This window comes from Streptomonospora nanhaiensis, from assembly GCF_013410565.1.
Taxonomy (GTDB): Bacteria; Actinomycetota; Actinomycetes; order Streptosporangiales; family Streptosporangiaceae; genus Streptomonospora; species Streptomonospora nanhaiensis.
Genome location: NZ_JACCFO010000001.1, coordinates 4831855 through 4850854, shown reverse-complemented (window position 1 = coordinate 4850854; position 19000 = coordinate 4831855). Strand labels below are relative to the sequence as shown.

14 protein-coding genes are annotated in these 19000 nt (G+C 73.3%); 9 read left to right on the top strand and 5 right to left on the bottom strand.

The annotated features are described in order from the left end of the window. Nucleotides 1-55: 55 nt before the first annotated feature. The 5 genes from HNR12_RS21535 (at nt 56) to HNR12_RS21515 (ending at nt 7091) form a co-directional block, all read left to right on the top strand. Nucleotides 56-1495 carry a cytochrome ubiquinol oxidase subunit I gene (locus HNR12_RS21535; protein ID WP_179769273.1) on the top strand — a complete coding sequence of 480 codons (1440 nt, stop codon included), beginning with the start codon at nt 56-58 and terminating at the stop codon, nt 1493-1495. 9 nt (nt 1496-1504) lie between these two features. Beyond that, complete coding sequence (cydB, locus tag HNR12_RS21530) at nt 1505-2572, top strand: cytochrome d ubiquinol oxidase subunit II (RefSeq protein ID WP_179769272.1); 1068 nt, start codon at nt 1505-1507, stop codon at nt 2570-2572. Between the two features lie 56 nt (nt 2573-2628). Continuing rightward, the gene (locus HNR12_RS28665; RefSeq protein WP_246425146.1) at nt 2629-4698 is read left to right on the top strand and encodes an ABC transporter ATP-binding protein/permease; all 2070 of its coding nucleotides are present in this window, start codon (nt 2629-2631) and stop codon (nt 4696-4698) included. A gap of 50 nt (nt 4699-4748) precedes the next feature. Then, a complete protein-coding gene (cydC, locus tag HNR12_RS21520) occupies nt 4749-6479 on the top strand; it encodes a thiol reductant ABC exporter subunit CydC (RefSeq protein ID WP_179770802.1) in 1731 nt (576 codons plus the stop codon). 117 nt (nt 6480-6596) lie between these two features. Then, the gene (locus HNR12_RS21515) at nt 6597-7091 is read left to right on the top strand and encodes a hypothetical protein (protein WP_179769271.1); all 495 of its coding nucleotides are present in this window, start codon (nt 6597-6599) and stop codon (nt 7089-7091) included. Nucleotides 7092-7248: 157 nt separating this feature from the next. Here the strand turns inward: HNR12_RS21515 and HNR12_RS21510 are convergent, their stop codons facing one another. Next, a complete protein-coding gene (locus HNR12_RS21510; protein ID WP_246425145.1) occupies nt 7249-7899 on the bottom strand; it encodes a DUF1707 SHOCT-like domain-containing protein in 651 nt (216 codons plus the stop codon). 635 nt (nt 7900-8534) lie between these two features. Here HNR12_RS21510 and HNR12_RS21505 point away from each other — a divergent pair. Both HNR12_RS21505 and HNR12_RS21500 read left to right on the top strand, forming a co-directional pair. Beyond that, nucleotides 8535-8924: a hypothetical protein gene (locus HNR12_RS21505; RefSeq protein ID WP_179769270.1), complete on the top strand. Its 390-nt coding sequence runs from the start codon at nt 8535-8537 to the stop codon at nt 8922-8924. Nucleotides 8925-9548: 624 nt separating this feature from the next. Then, the gene (locus tag HNR12_RS21500) at nt 9549-11399 is read left to right on the top strand and encodes a UvrD-helicase domain-containing protein (RefSeq protein WP_179769269.1); all 1851 of its coding nucleotides are present in this window, start codon (nt 9549-9551) and stop codon (nt 11397-11399) included. A gap of 68 nt (nt 11400-11467) precedes the next feature. Here the strand turns inward: HNR12_RS21500 and HNR12_RS21495 are convergent, their stop codons facing one another. Continuing rightward, nucleotides 11468-11800, bottom strand: a complete 333-nt coding sequence (locus HNR12_RS21495; RefSeq protein ID WP_179769268.1) for a hypothetical protein — start codon at nt 11798-11800, stop codon at nt 11468-11470. A 290-nt stretch (nt 11801-12090) separates the two neighbouring features. Between HNR12_RS21495 and HNR12_RS21490 the strand changes: the two genes are divergently transcribed. Then, on the top strand, nt 12091-13317 hold the full coding sequence (locus tag HNR12_RS21490) for a helix-turn-helix transcriptional regulator (RefSeq protein WP_179769267.1): 1227 nt from the start codon (nt 12091-12093) through the stop codon (nt 13315-13317). 38 nt (nt 13318-13355) lie between these two features. Here HNR12_RS21490 and HNR12_RS21485 read toward each other — a convergent pair whose 3' ends face one another. The 3 genes from HNR12_RS21485 to HNR12_RS21475 all read right to left on the bottom strand — a co-directional run bounded on the left by HNR12_RS21485 (nt 13356) and on the right by HNR12_RS21475 (nt 16843). Then, complete coding sequence (locus tag HNR12_RS21485) at nt 13356-14594, bottom strand: helix-turn-helix domain-containing protein (protein WP_179769266.1); 1239 nt, start codon at nt 14592-14594, stop codon at nt 13356-13358. Between the two features lie 70 nt (nt 14595-14664). Then, nucleotides 14665-16209: a DUF6114 domain-containing protein gene (locus tag HNR12_RS21480; protein ID WP_179769265.1), complete on the bottom strand. Its 1545-nt coding sequence runs from the start codon at nt 16207-16209 to the stop codon at nt 14665-14667. A gap of 4 nt (nt 16210-16213) precedes the next feature. Further along, nucleotides 16214-16843: a DUF6230 family protein gene (locus HNR12_RS21475; RefSeq protein WP_179769264.1), complete on the bottom strand. Its 630-nt coding sequence runs from the start codon at nt 16841-16843 to the stop codon at nt 16214-16216. A 384-nt stretch (nt 16844-17227) separates the two neighbouring features. Here HNR12_RS21475 and HNR12_RS21470 point away from each other — a divergent pair, with 384 nt between their 5' ends. After that, nucleotides 17228-19000, top strand: a complete 1773-nt coding sequence (locus HNR12_RS21470; RefSeq protein WP_179770800.1) for a GMC oxidoreductase — start codon at nt 17228-17230, stop codon at nt 18998-19000.

Genomic DNA, 19000 nt, shown 5'->3' with positions numbered 1-19000 from the left:
ACGATTCGTAGTACTACGAGTCGTCGATGACTCTTAGGCGGTTGGAGAGGCGGGCATGGACGCTCTGGATCTCGCACGGTGGCAGTTCGGTATCACGACGATCTACCACTTCCTATTCGTGCCACTGACGATCGGCCTGTCCGTCATCGTCGCGTCGCTGCAGACGGCGTGGTACCGCACCGGGAAGCACCAGTACCTCCAGGCCACCAAGTTCTTCGGCAAGCTGTTCCTCATCAACTTCGCCATGGGCGTGGTGACCGGGATCGTGCAGGAGTTCCAGTTCGGCATGAACTGGAGCGAGTACTCGCGGTTCGTCGGCGACGTGTTCGGCGCGCCGCTGGCCATGGAGGCGCTGCTCGCGTTCTTCCTGGAGTCGACCTTCATCGGACTGTGGATCTTCGGCTGGGACAAGCTGCCCCGCAAGGTCCACCTGGCCTGCATCTGGGCGGCGGCCATCGGCACCAACCTGTCGGCCTACTTCATCCTGGCGGCCAACGCCTGGATGCGCCACCCGGTCGGCTACACTCGCGACCCCGAGACCGGGCGCGCGCAGCTCACCGACATCTGGGCGGTGCTCAGCAACAACCAGGCGTGGTCCACCTACCTGCACGTCGTCTCGGCCGCCTTCATCACGGCGGGGATGTTCGTCGCCGCGGTGAGCGCCTACAAGATCTGGCGCACCCGCGCCGCGGCCGCCGAAGGCAAGGCGGGACGTGAGCGGGAGCTGTTCCGCGCCACGCTGCGCACCGGCATGGTCGTCACCCTGCTCGCCGGCGTGCTGGCCGTCTACTCCGGTGACCACCAGGCCAAGCTCGCCGCCGCCTACGAGCCGATGAAGCTGGCCGCGGCCGAGGCCCACTGGGAGACCGAGGAGGGCGCGCCGTTCTCGACGTTCGCCGTCGGCGACACCGAGGAGCGGCTCAACGTCATCGACGTCACCGTGCCCCACGTGCTCAGCTTCCTGGCCACCGGCGACATCGACGGCACCGTGCACGGCATGAACGACCTCCAGGCCGAGTACGAGCGCCTCTACGGCGAGGGCGACTACATCCCCAACGTCTTCGTCCTGTACTGGTCCTTCCGGCTGATGATCGGGCTGGGGCTGTTCAGCGTGGCGGTGTCGGCGCTGGGCCTGTGGCTCACCCGGCGCCGGGAGCTGCCCCGCACGCGCTGGTTCTACTACGCGGCCGTGCTGTCGCTGCCCGCCGCCCTGGCCGCCAACATCCTGGGCTGGATCCTCACCGAGATGGGCCGCCAGCCCTGGACCGTCCACGGCGAACTGCTCACCGCCGCCAGCGTCTCCCCCGGGGTCAGCCTGGGCACGGTGGCGTTCTCCCTGGCCACCTTCACCGCGATCTACGGCGTGCTGGCGGTCGTGGAGGCCGGGCTGCTGTGGCGCTACATCAAGGCCGGCCCCTCCCATGTGGTCCCCGACCGGGACGACGACGAGGAGGGCCCCGCCGCCGACGCCCCCGTTCCGGCCTTCGTCTACTAGGAGCCGAGCATGGAACTGCTTCCCCTCGTCTGGTTCATCGCCATCGCGGTGCTGTGGGTCGGCTACCTCGTCCTCGAGGGGTTCGACTTCGGCGTCGGGATGCTGCTGCCGGTCATCGGCAAGGACAACACCGACCGGCGGGTCATGATCAACGCCATCGGCCCGGTCTGGGACGGCAACGAGGTCTGGCTGATCACGGCGGTGGGCGCGATGTTCGCCGCGTTCCCCGCCTGGTACGCCTCGGTCTTCAGCGGCTTCTACCTGCCGGTGCTGGTCATCCTGGTCGCGCTCATCGTGCGCGGGGTGGCCTTCGAGTACCGCGGCAAGGGCGACACCGCGCGCTGGCGGGCGTGGTGGGACCGCGCCATCGTCTTCGGCAGCGCCGCGCCGGCCGTGCTCTGGGGCCTCATCCTCGCCAACATCGTGCGCGGGGTGCCGATGGACGCTGACGGGATCGTCTCGGCCGGACCCGCCGACCTCCTCAGCCCCTACGCGGTGCTGGGCGGCCTGACGACGCTGACGCTGTTCGCCCTGCACGGCGCCGTGTTCCTCACCCTCAAGACGGCGGGACCGGTGCGGGCGCGGGCCCGGGCCGCGGCGCTGCGCTCGGCCGTGGTGGCCGTGCCCGCGGCGGTGGCGTTCCTGGCCTGGACCCAACTGGCCTACGGCGCCGCCTGGACCTGGCCGGTGGCGGCCGTGGCCGCCGCCGCGCTGGTGGCGGCGGTGCCGCTGGTCGCGGGCGGGCGCGAGGGCTGGTCGTTCACCGCGACGGCGCTGACCATCGGCGCCACGGCGGTGGTCCTGTTCGGCTCGCTGTTCCCCGACGTGCTGCCGTCCACGACCGACCCCGCCCACAGCCTCACGATCGCCAACGCCTCGTCGGCCGACTACGCGCTGACGGTGATGACGTGGGTGGCGGTGGTCTTCCTGCCGCTGGTCATCGCCTACCAGGCGTGGAGCTACTGGGTGTTCCGCAAGCGGGTGAGCCGGGAGCACATCGAACCGGCCCCCGCCTATGGTGGCTCTCACACGGCCCCGGGGACGGCGGCCGACGCGGGCGCCGGCGCCGCCGGCTGAGGCCCGGCGCCGCCGCGCGGCGGCCCTCCCCACCCCGACGAGAAACGGACCAGCCCATGAAGCCCCTCGATCCCCGGCTGATACGGACGGCGCGATCCGTCCGGGTGTACCTCGCCGTAACCGTGGTCAGCGGAGTGGCGGTCACCGGGTTCGTGCTGGCGCAGGCGTGGCTGCTGTCGCACGTGATCTCCGGCGCGGCCGAGGGCGCGGGGGCCGCCGAGCTGTCGTGGGCCGTCTCGGCGGTGGCGGCGGTGGCCGTGGGGCGTGCGGCGGTGGCCTACGCGGCGGAGACGGCGGCCCTGCGGTCGGCGGCCAAGGCGAAGTCGGAGCTGCGGCGCAGGCTTGTCGCGCACGTCACGGGAACGGAATCGGGCGGTGCGGACGTTGGCACTCATGGCGGGGGCGCACCACAGGATTCAACAGACGCCCGGAGGCCCAGGGGGTCCTCGGGGGCGGAAGCGGTCTGGTTGTCAGGGCAGGCCGGTTCCGAAGAGGGGACGAGCACCCCACGCGCCGGAGAACTGGTCACACTCGCCACCCGTGGCCTCGATGCGCTGGATGATTACTTCGCCCGGTATCTCCCGCAGCTGGTGCTGGCGGTGCTCGTCCCCGTCGCCGTCCTGGTGGTCGTGGCGGGGGCGGACTGGATCTCGGCCATCGTCATCGCGGTCACGCTCCCGCTGATCCCGATCTTCATGGCGCTGGTGGGCTGGCACACCCAGGCGCGCACGCAGCGGCAGTGGCAGCTGCTCAACCGGCTCGGCGGCCACTTCCTGGACGTGGTGGAGGGTCTGCCCACGCTGGCGATCTTCCGCCGGGCCAAGGCGCAGGCGGCCATCATCCGGCGGATCACCGACGAGCACCGGCGCACCACCATGTCGACGCTGCGGGTGGCGTTCCTGTCGGCGTTCGTGCTGGAACTCCTGTCGACGCTGGCGGTGGCGCTGGTGGCGGTGGAGATCGGCATCCGGCTGATGTACGGGATGCTGGACTTCCAGACGGCCCTGCTGGTGCTCATCCTGGCTCCGGAGGCCTACCTGCCGCTCCGCGAGGTCGGCGCCCGCTTCCACGCGAGCATGGAGGGGGTGGCGGCCGCGGAGCAGGTGTTCACGGAGCTGGAGAGGCGACGAGCGAGCGGAGTGGGCGCTGTCGAAAGCGAAGCCGACCAGCAGCGCCCGCAAAGCGGAGCGAGAAGCCGATCGCTCCAAGAAAACACAACGCTGGAGAGGCGACGAGCGAGCGGAGTGGGCGCTGTCGAAAGCGAAGCCGACCAGCAGCGCCCGCAAAGCGGAGCGAGAAGCCGATCGCTCCAAGAAAACACAACGCTGGAGAGGCGACGAGCGAGCGGAGTGGGCGACGGCGAAGCCCCCCACCCGGCCGCCCCTCCCCCGGCGCCTTCCCGCTCCCCCGAGGGCACCTCCACCGCTCCCTGGATTCGCCTCGATCAGGTGACACTGACCTATCCCGGCCGTGACATCCCGGCCCTCGACCGCGCCGACCTGGTGATCGCGCCCGGACGGTCCGTCCTGCTGATGGGCCCCAGCGGCTCGGGCAAGAGCACGCTGCTGTCCCTGCTGCTGCGGTTCCTGGAGCCGACCTCGGGCCGCGTCCTGATCCGCGAGCCCGGCGCTCCGGACACGCCGGAGGGCTGGACCCCTCTGGACGACGTGCCGCCCGATCAGTGGCGCCGGCGCATCGCGTGGGTGCCGCAGTCGCCCTACCTCTTCGACGACACCGTCGCCGGCAACATCCGCCTCGGCGACCCCGACGCCGGCATGGACGCCGTGCGCCGGGCCGCCGAACTCGCCGAGGCCGACGCGTTCATCCGGGCGCTGCCCCAGGGCTACGACACCCGCCTCGGCGAGCGCGGCGCCCGCCTGTCCGCCGGCCAGCGGCAGCGCATCGCCGTCGCCCGCGCGTTCCTGCGCGACGCCCCCGTCGTCCTCCTGGACGAACCCACCGCCCACCTCGACCCCGACAACGCCGCCGCCGTCCGCGTCGCCGTGCGGCGGCTGCTGGCCGAGCGCACGGGGGTGGTCGTCGCCCACGACGCCCACTGGGCCGACGCCGTGGACGAGGTCGTGGCCGTGCACGCCGGGCACGTCGAAACGGGGGTGCTGTCGTGACCGCCCCGTCCACCCACCCGCCCGCTCCCGGCCGCGACCCGCTGTGGCGGATGATCGCGCTCGCGCGCCCGCGCACCACCCGGTTCGCCCTCGGCGTCCTGCTGGGGGCGCTGGCCGCCGGGTCCGGGGTGGCCCTGCTCAGCGTGGCCGCCTGGCTCATCGCCCGCGCGGCCGAGCACCCGCCCATCACGGCCCTCAGCGTCGCCGTCGTGGCCACCCGCGCCCTCGGCGTCTCGCGCGGCGTCACCCGCTACCTTGAGCGCCTGGTCACCCACGACGCCGCGTTCCGCACCCTGGCCGACGTGCGGGTGCGGGTCTACGAGCGGTTGGCGCGCACCGAGCCGGTGCGCCGGTTCCGCTCGGGTGACCTGGTGTCGCGGCTGGTCAGCGACACCGACGCCACCCAGGATCTGCTCGTGCGCGGGCTGACACCGCCGCTGGTGGCCGTGGTCACCGGCGGGGCCACCGTGGTGTTCTGCACGGTGCTGCTGGTGCCCGGCGGGCTGCTGCTGGGCCTGGGCCTGGTGCTGGCCGGGCTGGCGGTCCCGCTGGTCGCGGCGGCGCTGGGGCGGCGGCCCGGGCGGCGCCAGGCGGCGGCGCGCGGGGAGCTGTCCACGGCGCTGGTGGACACGCTCTACGGCGCGCCGGACCTGGTGGCCTACGGCGCGATGGACCGCGCGGTGCGGCGGGTCACCGACGCCGACGCCGAGCTGACCCGCATCGCGCGGCGCGACGCGGCCCTGCTGGGGTTCGGGGCCGGGGCCACGGCCCTCATCACGGGGCTGACGGTGTGGGGCACGCTGGTGCTGGGCGTGGCGGCCGTGGAGGGCGGGTCCCTCAGCTCGATCTCCCTGGCGGTGCTGGTCCTGACCGCGCTGGCGGCGTTCGAGGTCGTGGCGCCGCTGCCGGCGGTGGCGGCTCGGCTGGGCGCGATCCGGGCGGGCGGCGAGCGGCTGTTCGACGTCCTGGACACCCCGCCCTCGATCGCACCGCCCCGGAGCGCCGCCGCCCACGGCGGGCCGGACGGCGCGGACGGCGCGGCGCTGCCCGTCGGGGCCGACACCGGGCTGCGGGTGCGGTCGCTGCGGGTGCGCTACGGCCCCGAGGAGCCTTGGGCGCTGGACGGGGTGGACATCGACATCCCCGCCGGGCGCACGGTGGCGGTGGTGGGCCCCAGCGGCGCGGGCAAGAGCACGCTGGCCGCCGTCCTGCTGCGCTTCCGCGATCCCGACTCCGGGACCGTGGAGCTGGGCGGGGCCGACATCACCGGCCATCCCGCCGACGCGGTGCGGGCGGTGGTCACCGGGGTGCCGCAGGACCCCCACATCTTCGCCAGCACGGTGCGGGAGAACCTGCGGCTGGCGGCGCCGGGCGCCGACGACGGCCGGCTGTGGGAGGCGCTGGAGCGGGCGCGGCTGGCCGGCGAGGTGCGGGCGATGCCCCAGGGGCTGGACACCGAGGTCGGCTCGCACGGGCTGCGGCTGAGCGGCGGCATGCGCCAGCGGCTGGCGCTCGCGCGGGCGCTGCTCGCGGCGCCGCGCGTGCTGGTGCTGGACGAGCCCACGGCCCACCTCGATCCCGACACCCGCGACGCGGTGGTGGCCGACCTCCTGGCGGCGGCGGAGGGGTACTCCACGCTCCTCATCACCCACGACATGGCGGGCCTGGACCGGGTGGACGACATCTACGTGGTGGCCGGGGGGCGGGTCGTCCAGCATGGCACGCACGCGGAACTGGCCGCCGAGCAGGGCGGGTGGTACGCGGCCGCGCTGAAGGTGTGAGGCGGGCTGTCCACAGGGAAGTGATGCGTGTGGCGCGGCGGGTGCGCCGCTTCCAGCATGGAAGCAGACCGGTCGTCCGTCCGGGGCGGCCGGCACCCTTCGCCCTGGAGGTGCGCCATGGGTGTGCCCACCCTGGTACTGTCCGCCGCGCTGCTCGCCGTTCTCGCTCCGCCGCCGTCCGCCGATCCCGCTCCGGAGGCCGCCATGCAGGACCTGTCAGGCTTCGCCGTTGGCCATCTGCCCGAGGGCACGGGTGAACAGGTCACCGACTTCCACACCGAGTGGGAGGACGTCGCGTTCGCCTCGCGGGTGTGGGAGCGCCCGCTGCCCGAGGGCGGCTACAGCGTCGACCTCAAGGTCAACGTCATGCGCGGGGAGCGGCTGACCGACCTCGCGGCGGTGCGGGCGTTCCTGACCGAGTACCACGAACGCGATCCCGCCGAATGGCGGCTCACCAGCTTCCAGCACGGCGGCGATCCCGGCTTCCACGGGGGCGGGCTGGCCTTCTGGTCCGACGAGCCCGGGGTGGCGGTCGAGGTCCGGCTGGATCCGCACCGGTTCCCCGAATCCGAACTGATGGCCACCGCCCTGGGCATCCAGCGCACCGACTGATCCGGAGTCCGCGCCGCGCCCGCGCCACGGGATGCCCGGCCCGTCCGGCCGCAAGCCCCGCCGGGGCGCATCGCCCGCTTCGGCGGGCCGAGTCCTTCGCGCCCCTCCGGCCGCCTCCGCGCCCGCGGCCCCGGCCTGCCGCGCCTCCGGCCGCCCGCTACCCCCAGTCGCTCCAGGCCGTCCAGTCGTCCAGCCGCCGCCGGTACCGCACCTTGAGCGAGCCGCCCTTGACACTGCCGGTGATCCGGAAGTGCGGCGCGGGCGGGGCCGGGACCTCGGGCACCTCGCTGTCAAGGCTGCCGAACCACGAGGTGTCGACCTTTGCCCGCGCGGTGGCGCTCTCGGGCAGGATGATCTTGGTCTGGCCCCACGGGCCGTGCACCTCGATGTGGATCACGTCGCTGAGCAGGGTGGCCTGGCGGAAGTCCAGGCGGATGTCGCCGTAGGGGTTGCTGACCTCCACCCGGCGCGGCACGTACCAGTTGCCCCGGCGGGCGATGGTGCCGGCCTTGGCCCGCATGACCAGCGGGGCGTCGGCCTGGGGTCGGTTGGCGCGGGGCCGCGGTGCGAGCCCGACCGGGGGCGGCACCACGCGGTCGCCCGGCAGGTCGGCGGTGATGGGCTCCAGGTCGGCGTAGGTGCGCGCGCGGTAGGTGCGGTCCAGCCGCTCCTCCAGCTCCTCCAGGGTGATCCGGCCCTCGCCGGCGGCGTCCTGGAGGATCCTGGCCACGGCGTCGCGGTCGCGGTCGGACGCCCGCATGCCGCGGGCGGGGTGGTCAGGGCTCGTGCCGTTGCCGTTGGCTTCCATGCGACCTCCGCTCCGATCTCATGGTAGGTCCGGCGTGCCGCGGGCGGCCCGTGCCGGACGCCGGACCCCGCCGACCCGGAACACCACCCCACAGGCGCCCAGCACCATGGAAAGCGGTGCCGGGTAAGCAAAACAAGACCATCGGAACGCTCCACCTCTTTCCGTTGCGCATGCGATGATTGGTCGCCAATTGGCACGGTGCCACCGCCGCGGCGAAAGCAATTCCGCACTCGGAGCCGATTCCTCCGGATCGGGGTCCCCCTGCCGCCCCCGCGCGGCACCCGCGGAGGAACCGGGAGGCCGGGCACGGCCCGGCGCCCGGCAGGGGGACGGCCGAGGCCCCTGCCGGGGTGGGACGGACCCCGGTAGGAACCTCGGCCTCCCCCGCCGCACCGCGCCGCCTCCGGCGTCGCGGCGCCTTTTCCGGCCCCCGCCCCCCCGAGCGTCCGAGAACCACCCGTGTGCGCTCGTGAACCGGCGGGCGCCTCCGGGCCGCCCGAGGACCCTCCTCGCTCCGCACGCGGCCGCCCGGTCCCGCCGGGCGCGCCGCGACGGCGGCCATCCCGCCGATCCGGCGCCCCCGGCCGCGCGCACATGCCACCATGCAAGGGGCTCGCCCGCAGGTGCGTTCGCGCATGCGGCGCATCCTTGAGAAGCTACGGCCGACCGCCGCGCGCATCGGCGCCGGCGCGGTTGAGGAGTGGGAGCAGACGGTGGGACACCTGACCCTGGCCGAGCACGCGGCCCGCGTGATGCAGCGCGAGGCCGACCGGCGCGGCGTCACCCTCGAAGCCGACGCCGAACCCCCAGCCGAACTTCCCGGCGAACTGCGCGCCTGGGCCTGCCGCGTGGCCGGCAAGGGCTGGTGCGTGTTCGCCGCCCTGGACTGCCCCAACGAGATCAGCACCCCCGCCCAGCGGGAGTTCCTGCCGCTGTCCCAGGTGCTGGAGTCCACGTGGTGCGTCATGGGCGGCACCGGCTCGGTCCGCGTCCACACCGGCGGTGTGGCGCCCGAGTCCGCCTAGCCGATTCCCCGCCTGACTCGGCCGCCGGGGCGGCCTCCGGGTGAAGCGGTGGATTCCGCGCTCCGGGGGCCACCGTCATCGGATGACCCCACCACGCGGGCTCCGAGACCGCACAAACGGCCGCCACCGGCCGGCCCCTGCCCCCGCAAGCCTTCCCGGCGCGCCGCCCCCGGACACGGCGCGTGACGGCCGCCCGGCCCGACGGTGCCCCCGCGCCCGGCGCCATGCGAACATTCGGCCGATAACGGTCATCCCGCTCGCGCGTTCGGGCCTCTGGTGTCCGTCGCGGCTCTCGCGCTGACCAGAGGCGAACCCGCCCCATGGGCCTCCTTTTCGGTCACCCCCTAACCGAACTTCCGGCCACCGGACTCTCGCCTCTGGGGCGGCCCCGCCGCACCGATATCGGCGGCGGCGGCCCCCGCGCTCGAAAACACCGTCGAAAAATCGCTCTGACCAGCGCGAACACACCCCGGAAAACACCACCGCAACCCGACCGGAATCGGGTTGTGCGCGGCGTTTGCCCAAATTCCGCCGCGAGCATGACTAGGAGTGAACGTGCTGGTGGGACCAGCCGCCGCCCCTCTCGACCCCCGGCCAGGAACGCGAATCGGAGGAACACAGGACGTGCCCAAGCTCGCGATCTCCCCGACCTTCCTCACCGAGTTCTCCCGTCTCGACCACGGCATCCAGGCCGCAGCGCTCTCGGCCGTGCAGGCGTACACGGCCGGCGAACACGACCGTCTCGAACCCGTCGCCGACGCGTCCGACCCCCGCATCCGCCTCCTGCCCGTCGCGCCCGAGTGGGCGGGGGTCGTCGCGCCCGGCGACCAGGACTCCGACTGGCTGGTGGCCATCCGCCCGCACGACGAGGCGGTGGCCTTCGCGCACGAGCTCCCGGCGCCCGCGCCCGCCCCGGCGGTCGAACTGGTCGAGACCGACCCCCTGCCCCGGCTGCCCGAGGTCACCGGCCCCGACGAACTCGCGGCCGACCTCGGCAAGTCCTTCGCCGACTGGCAGATCACGCTCCACCCGCGCCAGCACCGCATCGTCGACGCCCGCTTCGCCGGATCCGCCCAGATCACCGGCGGCCCGGGCACCGGCAAGACCGTGCTCGCGCTGCACCGCGCCGCCCACCTCGCCAACCGCGACGCCGCGCGCCACCCCGGCGAGCACCGGCGCACCGTCCTGCTCACCACCTTCAACCGGCTGCTGGCGCACACGCTGTCCCAGCAGCTCGACCGTCTGCTGCCCGACGAGGAGCCGCGCAGCCGGGTCGAGGTCACGACCATCGACAGCCTGGCGCGCTCGGTGGTGCACGAGCACACCGGGCGCAGCCCCGAGACCCTGGGCAGCGACACCATCGCCGAGCGCTGGCGGGAGTCCGCCCGCGCCGACGGCCTGCCCTACTCCGGGCGGTTCCTCGCCGACGAGTGGGAGCAGGTGATCCTGGCCCAGAACATCACCCGGCTGCCCGACTACATCCGCTGCGAGCGCAGCGGCCGGGTGCTGCACCTGGCGCCCGAGCACCGGGCGCACGTGTGGGAGGCGATCCAGCGCTACACCGGCGCCATGGAGGTCGCCGGGGAGTGGTCCTACCCGCAGGTGGCGCTGGAGGCCGCACGGATCCTCGCGCGCACCGGCACCCGCTACCGCCACATCGTCGTGGACGAGGCCCAGGACCTCCACCCGGCGCACTGGCGGATGCTGCGGGCCGCCGTTCCGCACGGTCCCGACGACCTGTTCATCGTGGGCGACCCCCACCAGCGCATCTACGAGAACCGGGTGTCGCTGGCGTCCCTGGGCGTCAACGTCCGGGGCCGCAGCCACCGGCTGCGCGTCAGCTACCGCGTCACCCAGGAGATCCTGAGCTGGGCCATGCCGGTGCTGGGCCGCCACTCCGCGATCGGCATGGACGACAACGCCGACACCCTCGCCGGCTACCGCTCGCTGCTGCACGGACCCGAGCCGGTGGTGCGCGGCTGCTCCTCGCGGCTGGAGGAGCGCACCGCGCTGGGCGACTGGGTGCGGGTGTGGCTGGAGGCGGGCGCCGCGCCCTCCTCGATCGCGGTGGCCGGGCGCAACCAGTGGATCGTCCGCCACATCACCAAGGAACTCCAGGCGCGCGGGATCCCCACCGCCCCGCTGGACTCCACCGACGACGTCCAGGCGGTGCGGGTGGGCACCATGCACAAGCTCAAGGGCCAGGAGTTCCGCTGCGTGGGCATCGTGGGCATGAGCGAGCCCCTGCTGCCGCCCAAGGCCGCGATCGACTCCGCCGAGGGCGACCCGGTGGCCCTGGAGCAGATCTACCAGCAGGAGCGCAACCTCCTCTTCGTGGCCTGCACCCGCGCCCGCGACGCCCTGTACATCTCCTACGTCGGCACCCCCAGCCGCCTCCTCCCCCACATCGCCGACCCCGAGCACTCGGCCGCCCCCGAGCCCGCCGCCCTCCCCGAACCGGCCCACTCCGCCTGACCGAAATGCCATAAACCCCATAAACGCCATCAGGGCGGGAGCGACCCCCGGGCCGCTCCCGCCCCCGGTCACGTCATCGGCGGCCGAAGGTCCACACAGGCCCCGTCGCCACCGACCCGCTCGACGTTGTCGGCGAACCACCCGGCGCTCAGCAGCGACGCCCGACCGGGCCGGCACGCCCGCGCGGGCGGCTCCTCCAGTTCGCGCACGAAGGTCTCCACGTCGGGCTGCACCAGCGTCGGAGCGTGGTCGCAGTCGGGATCCAGGGCCGTGGCGATCCACAGGTGCGCCGTCCGCCGGATCGACCAGGTCTGCCCGTAGCGCCGCCGCAGGAGAACCAGCAGCGGGTCTTCACCCGCACCACGGCCCGGACGGTCGGCGGAGCCGTGCGCGGCGGTCATCGCCCGATCACCGCCGCCATCCGGAGGACCAGCCGCACCAGATGCACCAACCGGTCGACGTCCGTTACGGCCATACGCGGCGCGATCGGAGAAATGTAACCTCGTACCCGATTCGCCCGCCGACGCGGCGGGCGGATAATGTCGTTCACGTCATCAGCTCCTGTTTAGCTGGTGGCCACGCCCCGGGGGTGTTCGCGCACTCGCCGGGGTCTTCGACGTCCACTGTCCTTTTCCCCGCGTGTTTATGGAGCTGCCTTCCTGTAGGCCACTCTGTAGGCCACCATTGGTTTATGGCGGAGACGTTGCCCGCGCTGCTGAAGCGCCAGAGGGCCGGGTTCGGGTGGACGCAGGCACGGCTGGCGCAGGAACTGTGTGCCGCGTCCGGACGACCGACAGTCACGCGCCAGGAGGTGTACCGGTGGGAGTCCGGACGCCGGATCCCCAAGTTCTGGCTACCGCACCTGGCCACCGTCTTGCAGATCCCCCGGACCGAACTCGAACGGTCCATCGCCTCTGCCAAGGAGAAGTCGGCCGCACTCGACGACTTCTTTCCGCGTGGCAAGGCGCGGCAACGGCAACTGTGCCCTCCGCGCGGTCGCCTTGGCGGCGGTGACGCCGATGACCTCAGCAGCAGGGTGCACGCGCTGCGGTTGGCCGATGACGTGCTTCCTGGAAAGGACCTGATACGGCCCGCGCTGCGGGAGTTGAAAACTGCGGTGCGGCGCACCGAGAACGGCTTTTCGAGCGAAACGGCCGAAAGGTCTTTTCTCGTTCCGTTGGGCGAACTCGCGCAGATTGCCGGGTGGATCGCCTCGGACGCGGGGCGGCAGGGGGTGGCCGAACGCGTCTACCGGCTGGGGATCGCGGCCGCGCGCCAGGCCGGTGACGCGGCTCTGGCCGCGCAGATCGCCGGGTGCCTCGCCTACCAGTGGAGCAACAACGGACGCGAGTCCGAGGGCGTGGCGCTCGCCGAAGCCGCACTCGCCGAGGCCGGACCGGCGGCGCCGCCCCGGGCGCGGGCGCTCTTCTGGGACCGCGTCGCCTGGGCGCGGACCATGACCGGCGACGCCCAGGGCGCCATGCGCGCGCTCGGCGAGGCCGAGTCAGCCCTGGCCCGGCACCGCGACGAGGCCGAACCCGCCTGGCTGTACTGGGTGGACGAGGGCGAACTCCAGATCATGGCGGCCCGCGTCCACACCGAACTCCGCCGCCCCCTGCGGGCGGTGCCGCTACTCACCGAGGTGCTGGCCCGCTACGACACCACCCACACCCGCGAGCACGCCCTGTACCTGTCCTGGCTGGCCGTGGCCTACGCCGACGCCAACGAACCCGAGGAGGCCGCCGCCGTGGCCCGCCGGATGCTCGCGATGTCGGCGAACCTCGGCAGCCACCGCACGTCCCGACGCGGCCGCGCCGTCCTCACCGCCCTCCACCCCTTCCACGACGTCCCCGAGGTCGCCGAAGTACTGGAAACCGTCCACGCCGAATATCGGAATACGGCCAAGGGAGCGCATTGAGCGAAATCCGCGCCCTGCGGGAATTGCTGACCAGGGGCCTAGACAAGCACGCCGGACTTTTCGGCGAGTTCGGCGGCGCGGTTGCGGCGCTGGGGAGATGCGGCGTCGAGTTCTTCGAGGATGATGCGGCGGGCGTAGCCGTTGTAGCGAATGGTCTCCGGGGCCGCGTCGTGGGCGGATTGGAGGACCGACATGGCGGTTTCGGGCTGGTTGTCGAGGTGGAACGCGCGCGCCTGTTCGATGGCGTGCCGGGCGCGGCGCGGGCGTGAGGGGATGGCGTCGCCTGCGGCCCGGGTGGCCTGGCGGACGGACTCTCCTCCGGCACGCAACTCCACGGCGACCGTGACGGCGTGGGCTCCCATGATCACCCGCGAGAACGAGGTCACCGGGTGGTAGTAGTCGGCGGGCAGGCGCCCGGCCACGGCGGCGGCGGTGTCCCAGCGGCCCCACGCCGTGCCGGCCTCGCCCCGCCGTGCGGCCGTGTACCCGGCCTCGAAGGTGAGAGCGCCCCATACGGCCAGGACGTCGTGGTCGGCGTCGGGCAGCCGCCGGGCCAGCTCATCGGCTGTGCGCGCCGTGACCTGATCGGCGGCGTCCCAGTCGCCGGAGTCGCGGTGCGCCTGGGCCATCAGCCAGGCCGCCACCCCGATCGCGTGCGGGTCGCCCGAGTCCTGCGCGGCGACCATGCCGCGCTCGGCGACCCGCCACAGCAGGTCCTGGGCGGGCTGGTAGGCGAGAAAGAACTGGGCGAGCGCGTAGACCTCGGCGAGGAGCGCCTGCGCCGACCTCCATTGCTCCCGGCTCTGCTCCTGCCGCGCCGCCGCCTGGGCGTCGGCGATGAGGTCCGGGAGCAGCGCGCCGATCACCTCGCGGTGGTTCGGCGCCGCGTGCCGGGCGCGCCACGCGCTGTCCAGCCGCGCCCGGATATGGGCTGGCGGCGGAGCGGTGCGCGGATCAGCCAGAGGAACGGAGTTGACGGCCGCGCGCACCGCCGCCAGCCGCGCGTGCCCCGGCCCGGTGAACAGGTCCACCGGCATCCGCTGGTCCCCGGTCAGCTCCGCGAGGTCCCGCACCCGCAGAACCTCGGCCAGCCGCAGCAGAACAGACAGTTTCGGCGTACCCAACCGCCCGTTCTCGACGGCTTTCACCCAGGAAGCGGATTTCCCCACGAGTCCCGCCAGCACTTCCCGTGTCATTCCCCGGCGAGTCCGCGTGAATTTGAGCCGCTGCCCGAAACTCAAACCCGCCTCACCGGGGTCGGGCAAACCGTTGTTCATCAAAGACTCCCGTCCCGCCGTGGCCGTCTCATTGGGCTCAGCATAAAAGGCCGGGATCGCCGCGAGCCGCCTATGCCTCGATGGTTTCCGACAGGTCGCCGATCGAGATTTCCTGGGCCTGGGCCAAGGGCTGGTCGACCTCCAGGTCGGTGACGGTCATGGTGGGCAGGAGCAGGGGCGGGGGGAAGTCGGGGGTGAAGGTCAGAGGGATGCCGAGGATGCTGGCCTTCATGCGGGTGACGTGCATGACGACCTCGCCTGACATCGTCATCTCGGGGATCTCCAGCGCCCCGTCGCCGCCGTCGAACGCGAACCACTGCCGGGCGCCGGTGAACTCCGCGACGTCCATCGACAGCTTGAGGTAGCGCACGGTCCCGTTGCGGGAGGGGTACTCCACGACCCCGTCGAAGGACGCGCCCTCCATGTGGAGGCGGTCGGCGCTCAGCCCCGACTCGGCGGTGTGCGCCGGCCACGGCGCCTCATCACCCCTGCTGACCTGGACCTCCGGCGGCTCGCCGGACTCCTGGGCCCGGCGGCACGCCTCCAGCAGCGCGCGGTACTCCTCCTCGGGCATCGCCGCCGCGCCCTCCTGGACGGTGCACTCGGCGGCGGGCTCGGGCCGGTCGCGCTCCTCCTCCCGCTGCGCGTCCTCGTCGGCGTCCGCGCCGTCCGCGCCGTCCTCGGCCGTGCCGCCATCGCCGGAGCCCTCCTCGGCTCCGCCGCCCGCGCCGCCTTCATCGCCGCCGCCGGGCGGGTCCGACGGGGCGGCGCCGGACTCGCTGGGCGAGGGCGAGGGGGACGGTTCGGAGGTCTCGCCGCCGCCTCCGCCGAACCAGTCGTCCCAGGGCCAGGTGATCGCGGCCGGTCCCGGCACGGCCAGCGCGAGGGCCAGGACCGCCGCCGACAGCGCGTGCAGACTGCCGGGCGGTTCGGCAGCACGGGGCTCGACGGGCGCCGCCCCCCGAGTGTCGATGCGCGTGGTGGGCGACTCCCCACGAGGCTCGAAGCGCGTGGGGGGCGGCTCCTCCCCGCGTGCGTCGGCCTCCGCTTTCCTCGGCGCCTCCGGCGCCGCTCCTGGGGCCTCCTCGTCGGCCGGCCCCGGCGCCTCGCCGGTCGCCCGCTCGGTCCCTACCTCCGGCTCCTCCCGCGCGGCCGCCCGCCGGGCGGCCTTCCGGCGCGCGGGGCGGTCGGGCACCCAGGCGATGGTCAGTGCGCCGCCGACCAGGCCGAACAGCATGCCGAAGACGAACCCGCCGAAGTTGGAGGTCACGAAGGACACCAGCGCGAGCAGGATCGCCACGATGCCGTAGAAGAACCGCTGCGGCGGCTGGAGCCACACCAGGACGCCGATGGCCATCAGCAGCACCCCGGCGAAGTAGCCCGAGATCCCGGCGATGCCCTGCTGGACGATCAGCTCCAGCGGGTTGAGGGCGGGGGCGGCGATGACCACCGCCCCGGCCAGGACGGTCAGCAGGCCGCCCCAGAAGGGCCGGCTGCCCCGCCACCGCCGGAACGCCGACCTCCGTGCGGACGCGCGGCGGGGTGTGCCGCGCACGCCGCGCGCCGCGCGGGCGCCGAAGGGGCGGTCCGTACCGTGCGAGCCGTTGCCTGCCATGGGATCAGTAGCACTCGTGGTCGCCGGGCTCCACGCTCAGGCGCAGCCCGGTGAGACTGAACGTCCCGGCGTTGACCGACCACGCCGTCTGGCGCAGCCCGTCGATGGTGATGGTGTCGGCCTGCTGGCCGAAGCCGCCGACCTCGCCGACCTCGCCGCTGGCGTTCTCCAGGGTCGAGGCGTCGCGCCCGATCTCGAAGTTGGTGAACTCGGCGTCGCCGGAGAGCTGCTGGACGTCGATCACCATGTTGCGCGCGCTCGCGGGCTCGTCGCCCTGCCCGGCGTTGACCAGCAGGGTGACCTCGCCGACCGGGGTGTCCATCAGCACCGACTGGCACAGGTTGTCCAGCTCGACCTCGTCGATCACCGACACCCCCACCGGGTGCTCGGAGCCGTCGCCCGAGGTGGCGATGTCGCCGTACTGGGTGAACCCGGTGCCGCGCAGCTGGTCGGCCGACACCTTGAAGCTCTGCCCCGACACCGCGAACGACGCCGCGATGGTCCCCTGGGCCGTCATGGCGACGAGGACGCCCGCCGCGCCGAGGGCCGGGATGAGGGCCAGACCGAACCGCCGCCAGCGGGTACCGCCCGACACGGGGGCGGCCTCGGCCGGGGTCTCCTCTTCCTCTGCCATGGATTCCTCCTCTACCGGGCATCCGGCGGACGCCGCGATGGGGATGTGGGAGTGCGGGGAGTGTGAGATCGGCACAGCTCTGTGTTAAGCGGGTCACCTTACCCGCTGGTAGGTGAGGAACATTACAATAGCCGATGTCACATTTCCAAGTGCTTGACCGTCCCGCGGTCGGGTGCTGGGAGTGCGGACTTCAGGCGCGAGTCCCCAGCCGAAGCAGCACAGGAAGGCGAGGCCGTGGCAACGGAGAACGCATCAGCGCAGTCCCGACCGGCTCAGCACCACCCCGCGGACCAGGCGGACCAGGCCGACCACAAGTACCACGCCCAGGAGCGGCCCGCCCGGGATTCGGCCGGATCCGCGGCCGACCCCTTCGACTACGACGTGGTGGTCATCGGCTCGGGCTTCGGCGGCGCGGTCAGCGCGCTGCGCCTGACCGAGAAGGGCTACCGCGTCGGCGTGCTGGAGGCCGGCCGCCGCTTCACGCCCGAAACCCTCCCCACCACCTCCTGGGACCTGCGCAACTTCCTGTGGGCGCCCGCGCTGGGCATGTTCGGCCTCCAGCGCATCCACCTGCTGCGGGACGTGATGATCCTGGCCGGGGCCGGCGTGGGCGGCGGCTCGCTCAACTACGCCAACACGCTCTACACCCCGCTGGAGGACTTCTACAACGACCCCCAGTGGCGCGACATCACCGACTGGCGCAGCGAACTCGCCCCCTACTACGACCAGGCCCAGCGCATGCTCGGCGCCCGCACCAACCCCACCATGACCGCCGCCGACGTGCACCTGAAGAAGGTCGCCGAGGACATGGGCGTGGGCGACACCTTCCGCCTGGCGCCCGTGGGCGTGTACTTCGGCGACGGCCGCGACGCCGACGGCTCCTGCCGCGCCGAGCCCGGCGAGTCGGCCGGCGACCCCTACTTCGGCGGCGCCGGCCCCGCCCGCCGCGCCTGCGTGGAGTGCGGCAACTGCATGACCGGCTGCCGCCACGGCGCCAAGAACGCGCTGACCGAGAACTACCTGTACTTCGCCGAGCGCGGCGGCGCGGTCATCCACCCCATGACCACGGTGGAGCGCCTGCGCGAGCTGCCGCCCGGGCGCGGCCCCGGCTTCGCGGTCGACACCCTGGCCACCGGCGCCCCGCGCACCCGCGCCAACGCCCGCACCTTCACCGCCCGCCAGGTGGTGGTGGCCGCCGGCACCTACGGCACGCAGACCCTGCTGCACCGCATGCGCGACTCCGGCCTGCTGCCCCGCATCTCCCCGCGCCTGGGCTCGCTCACCCGCACCAACTCCGAGTCGCTGGCCGGCGCCATGACCCGGCACATCGACCCGCCCGAGGACTTCTCCCGGGGCGTGGCGATCACCTCGTCCATGCACCCCGACCCCCACACCCACGTCGAGCCGGTGCGCTACGGCAAGGGCTCCAACGCCATGGGCCTGCTGGCCACCATCCAGGTGCCCGGCGGCGGGCGGATCCCGCGCTGGCTGCGGTTCCTCCTGCTGGCCGCGCGCCACCCCTACGTCTTCACCCGCAGCATGTCGGTGCGCCGGTTCTCCGAGCGCACCATCATCGGCCTGGTCATGCAGTCGCTGGACAACTCGCTGACCACCTACACCCGCCGGGGCCTGCTGGGCCGGCGCGTGCTGACCTCCCGGCAGGGCCACGGCGAGCCCAACCCGAGCTGGATCCCGCAGGGCCAGGAGGTCATGACCCGGCTGGCCGCCGAGATCGACGGCTTCCCCGGCGGCACGGTCGGCGACGTCTTCAACGTCCCGCTCACCGCGCACTTCCTGGGCGGCTGCCCGATCGGCGCCTCACCCCAGACCGGCGTGATCGACCCCTACCACCGGCTCTACGGCCACCCCGGGGTGCACGTGGTCGACGGCTCGGCCGTCAGCGCCAACCTCGGCGTCAACCCGTCGCTGACCATCACCGCACAGGCCGAGCGGGCGATGTCGTTCTGGCCCAACAAGGGCGAGCCCGACCCCCGCCCGGCGCCCGGCTCGGCCTACGAGCGCGTGCGGCCGGTGTTCCCCCGCTCCCCCGCCGTGCCGGCCGGCGCCCCCGCCGAACTGCGCTTCACCCGCCCCCTGCCGGTGACCGCGGTCCGCCAGGAGCCCGACACCCCCAGCGCGGCCGGCGCCCCGGGCTGA

Bases quoted from the DNA above. Each gene is read 5' to 3' on its own strand.
- HNR12_RS21515 (WP_179769271.1), top strand. From the start codon at position 6,597: ATGGGTGTGCCCACCCTGGTACTGTCCGCCGCGCTGCTCGCCGTTCTC.
- HNR12_RS28665 (WP_246425146.1), top strand. From the start codon at position 2,629: ATGAAGCCCCTCGATCCCCGGCTGATACGGACGGCGCGATCCGTCCGG.
- HNR12_RS21495 (WP_179769268.1), bottom strand. From the start codon at position 11,800: ATGACCGCCGCGCACGGCTCCGCCGACCGTCCGGGCCGTGGTGCGGGT.
- HNR12_RS21475 (WP_179769264.1), bottom strand. From the start codon at position 16,843: ATGGCAGAGGAAGAGGAGACCCCGGCCGAGGCCGCCCCCGTGTCGGGC.
- HNR12_RS21510 (WP_246425145.1), bottom strand. From the start codon at position 7,899: ATGGAAGCCAACGGCAACGGCACGAGCCCTGACCACCCCGCCCGCGGC.
- HNR12_RS21535 (WP_179769273.1), top strand. From the start codon at position 56: ATGGACGCTCTGGATCTCGCACGGTGGCAGTTCGGTATCACGACGATC.
- HNR12_RS21480 (WP_179769265.1), bottom strand. From the start codon at position 16,209: ATGGCAGGCAACGGCTCGCACGGTACGGACCGCCCCTTCGGCGCCCGC.
- cydB (WP_179769272.1), top strand. From the start codon at position 1,505: ATGGAACTGCTTCCCCTCGTCTGGTTCATCGCCATCGCGGTGCTGTGG.
- HNR12_RS21490 (WP_179769267.1), top strand. From the start codon at position 12,091: ATGGCGGAGACGTTGCCCGCGCTGCTGAAGCGCCAGAGGGCCGGGTTC.
- cydC (WP_179770802.1), top strand. From the start codon at position 4,749: ATGATCGCGCTCGCGCGCCCGCGCACCACCCGGTTCGCCCTCGGCGTC.
- HNR12_RS21505 (WP_179769270.1), top strand. From the start codon at position 8,535: ATGCGGCGCATCCTTGAGAAGCTACGGCCGACCGCCGCGCGCATCGGC.
- HNR12_RS21485 (WP_179769266.1), bottom strand. From the start codon at position 14,594: ATGAACAACGGTTTGCCCGACCCCGGTGAGGCGGGTTTGAGTTTCGGG.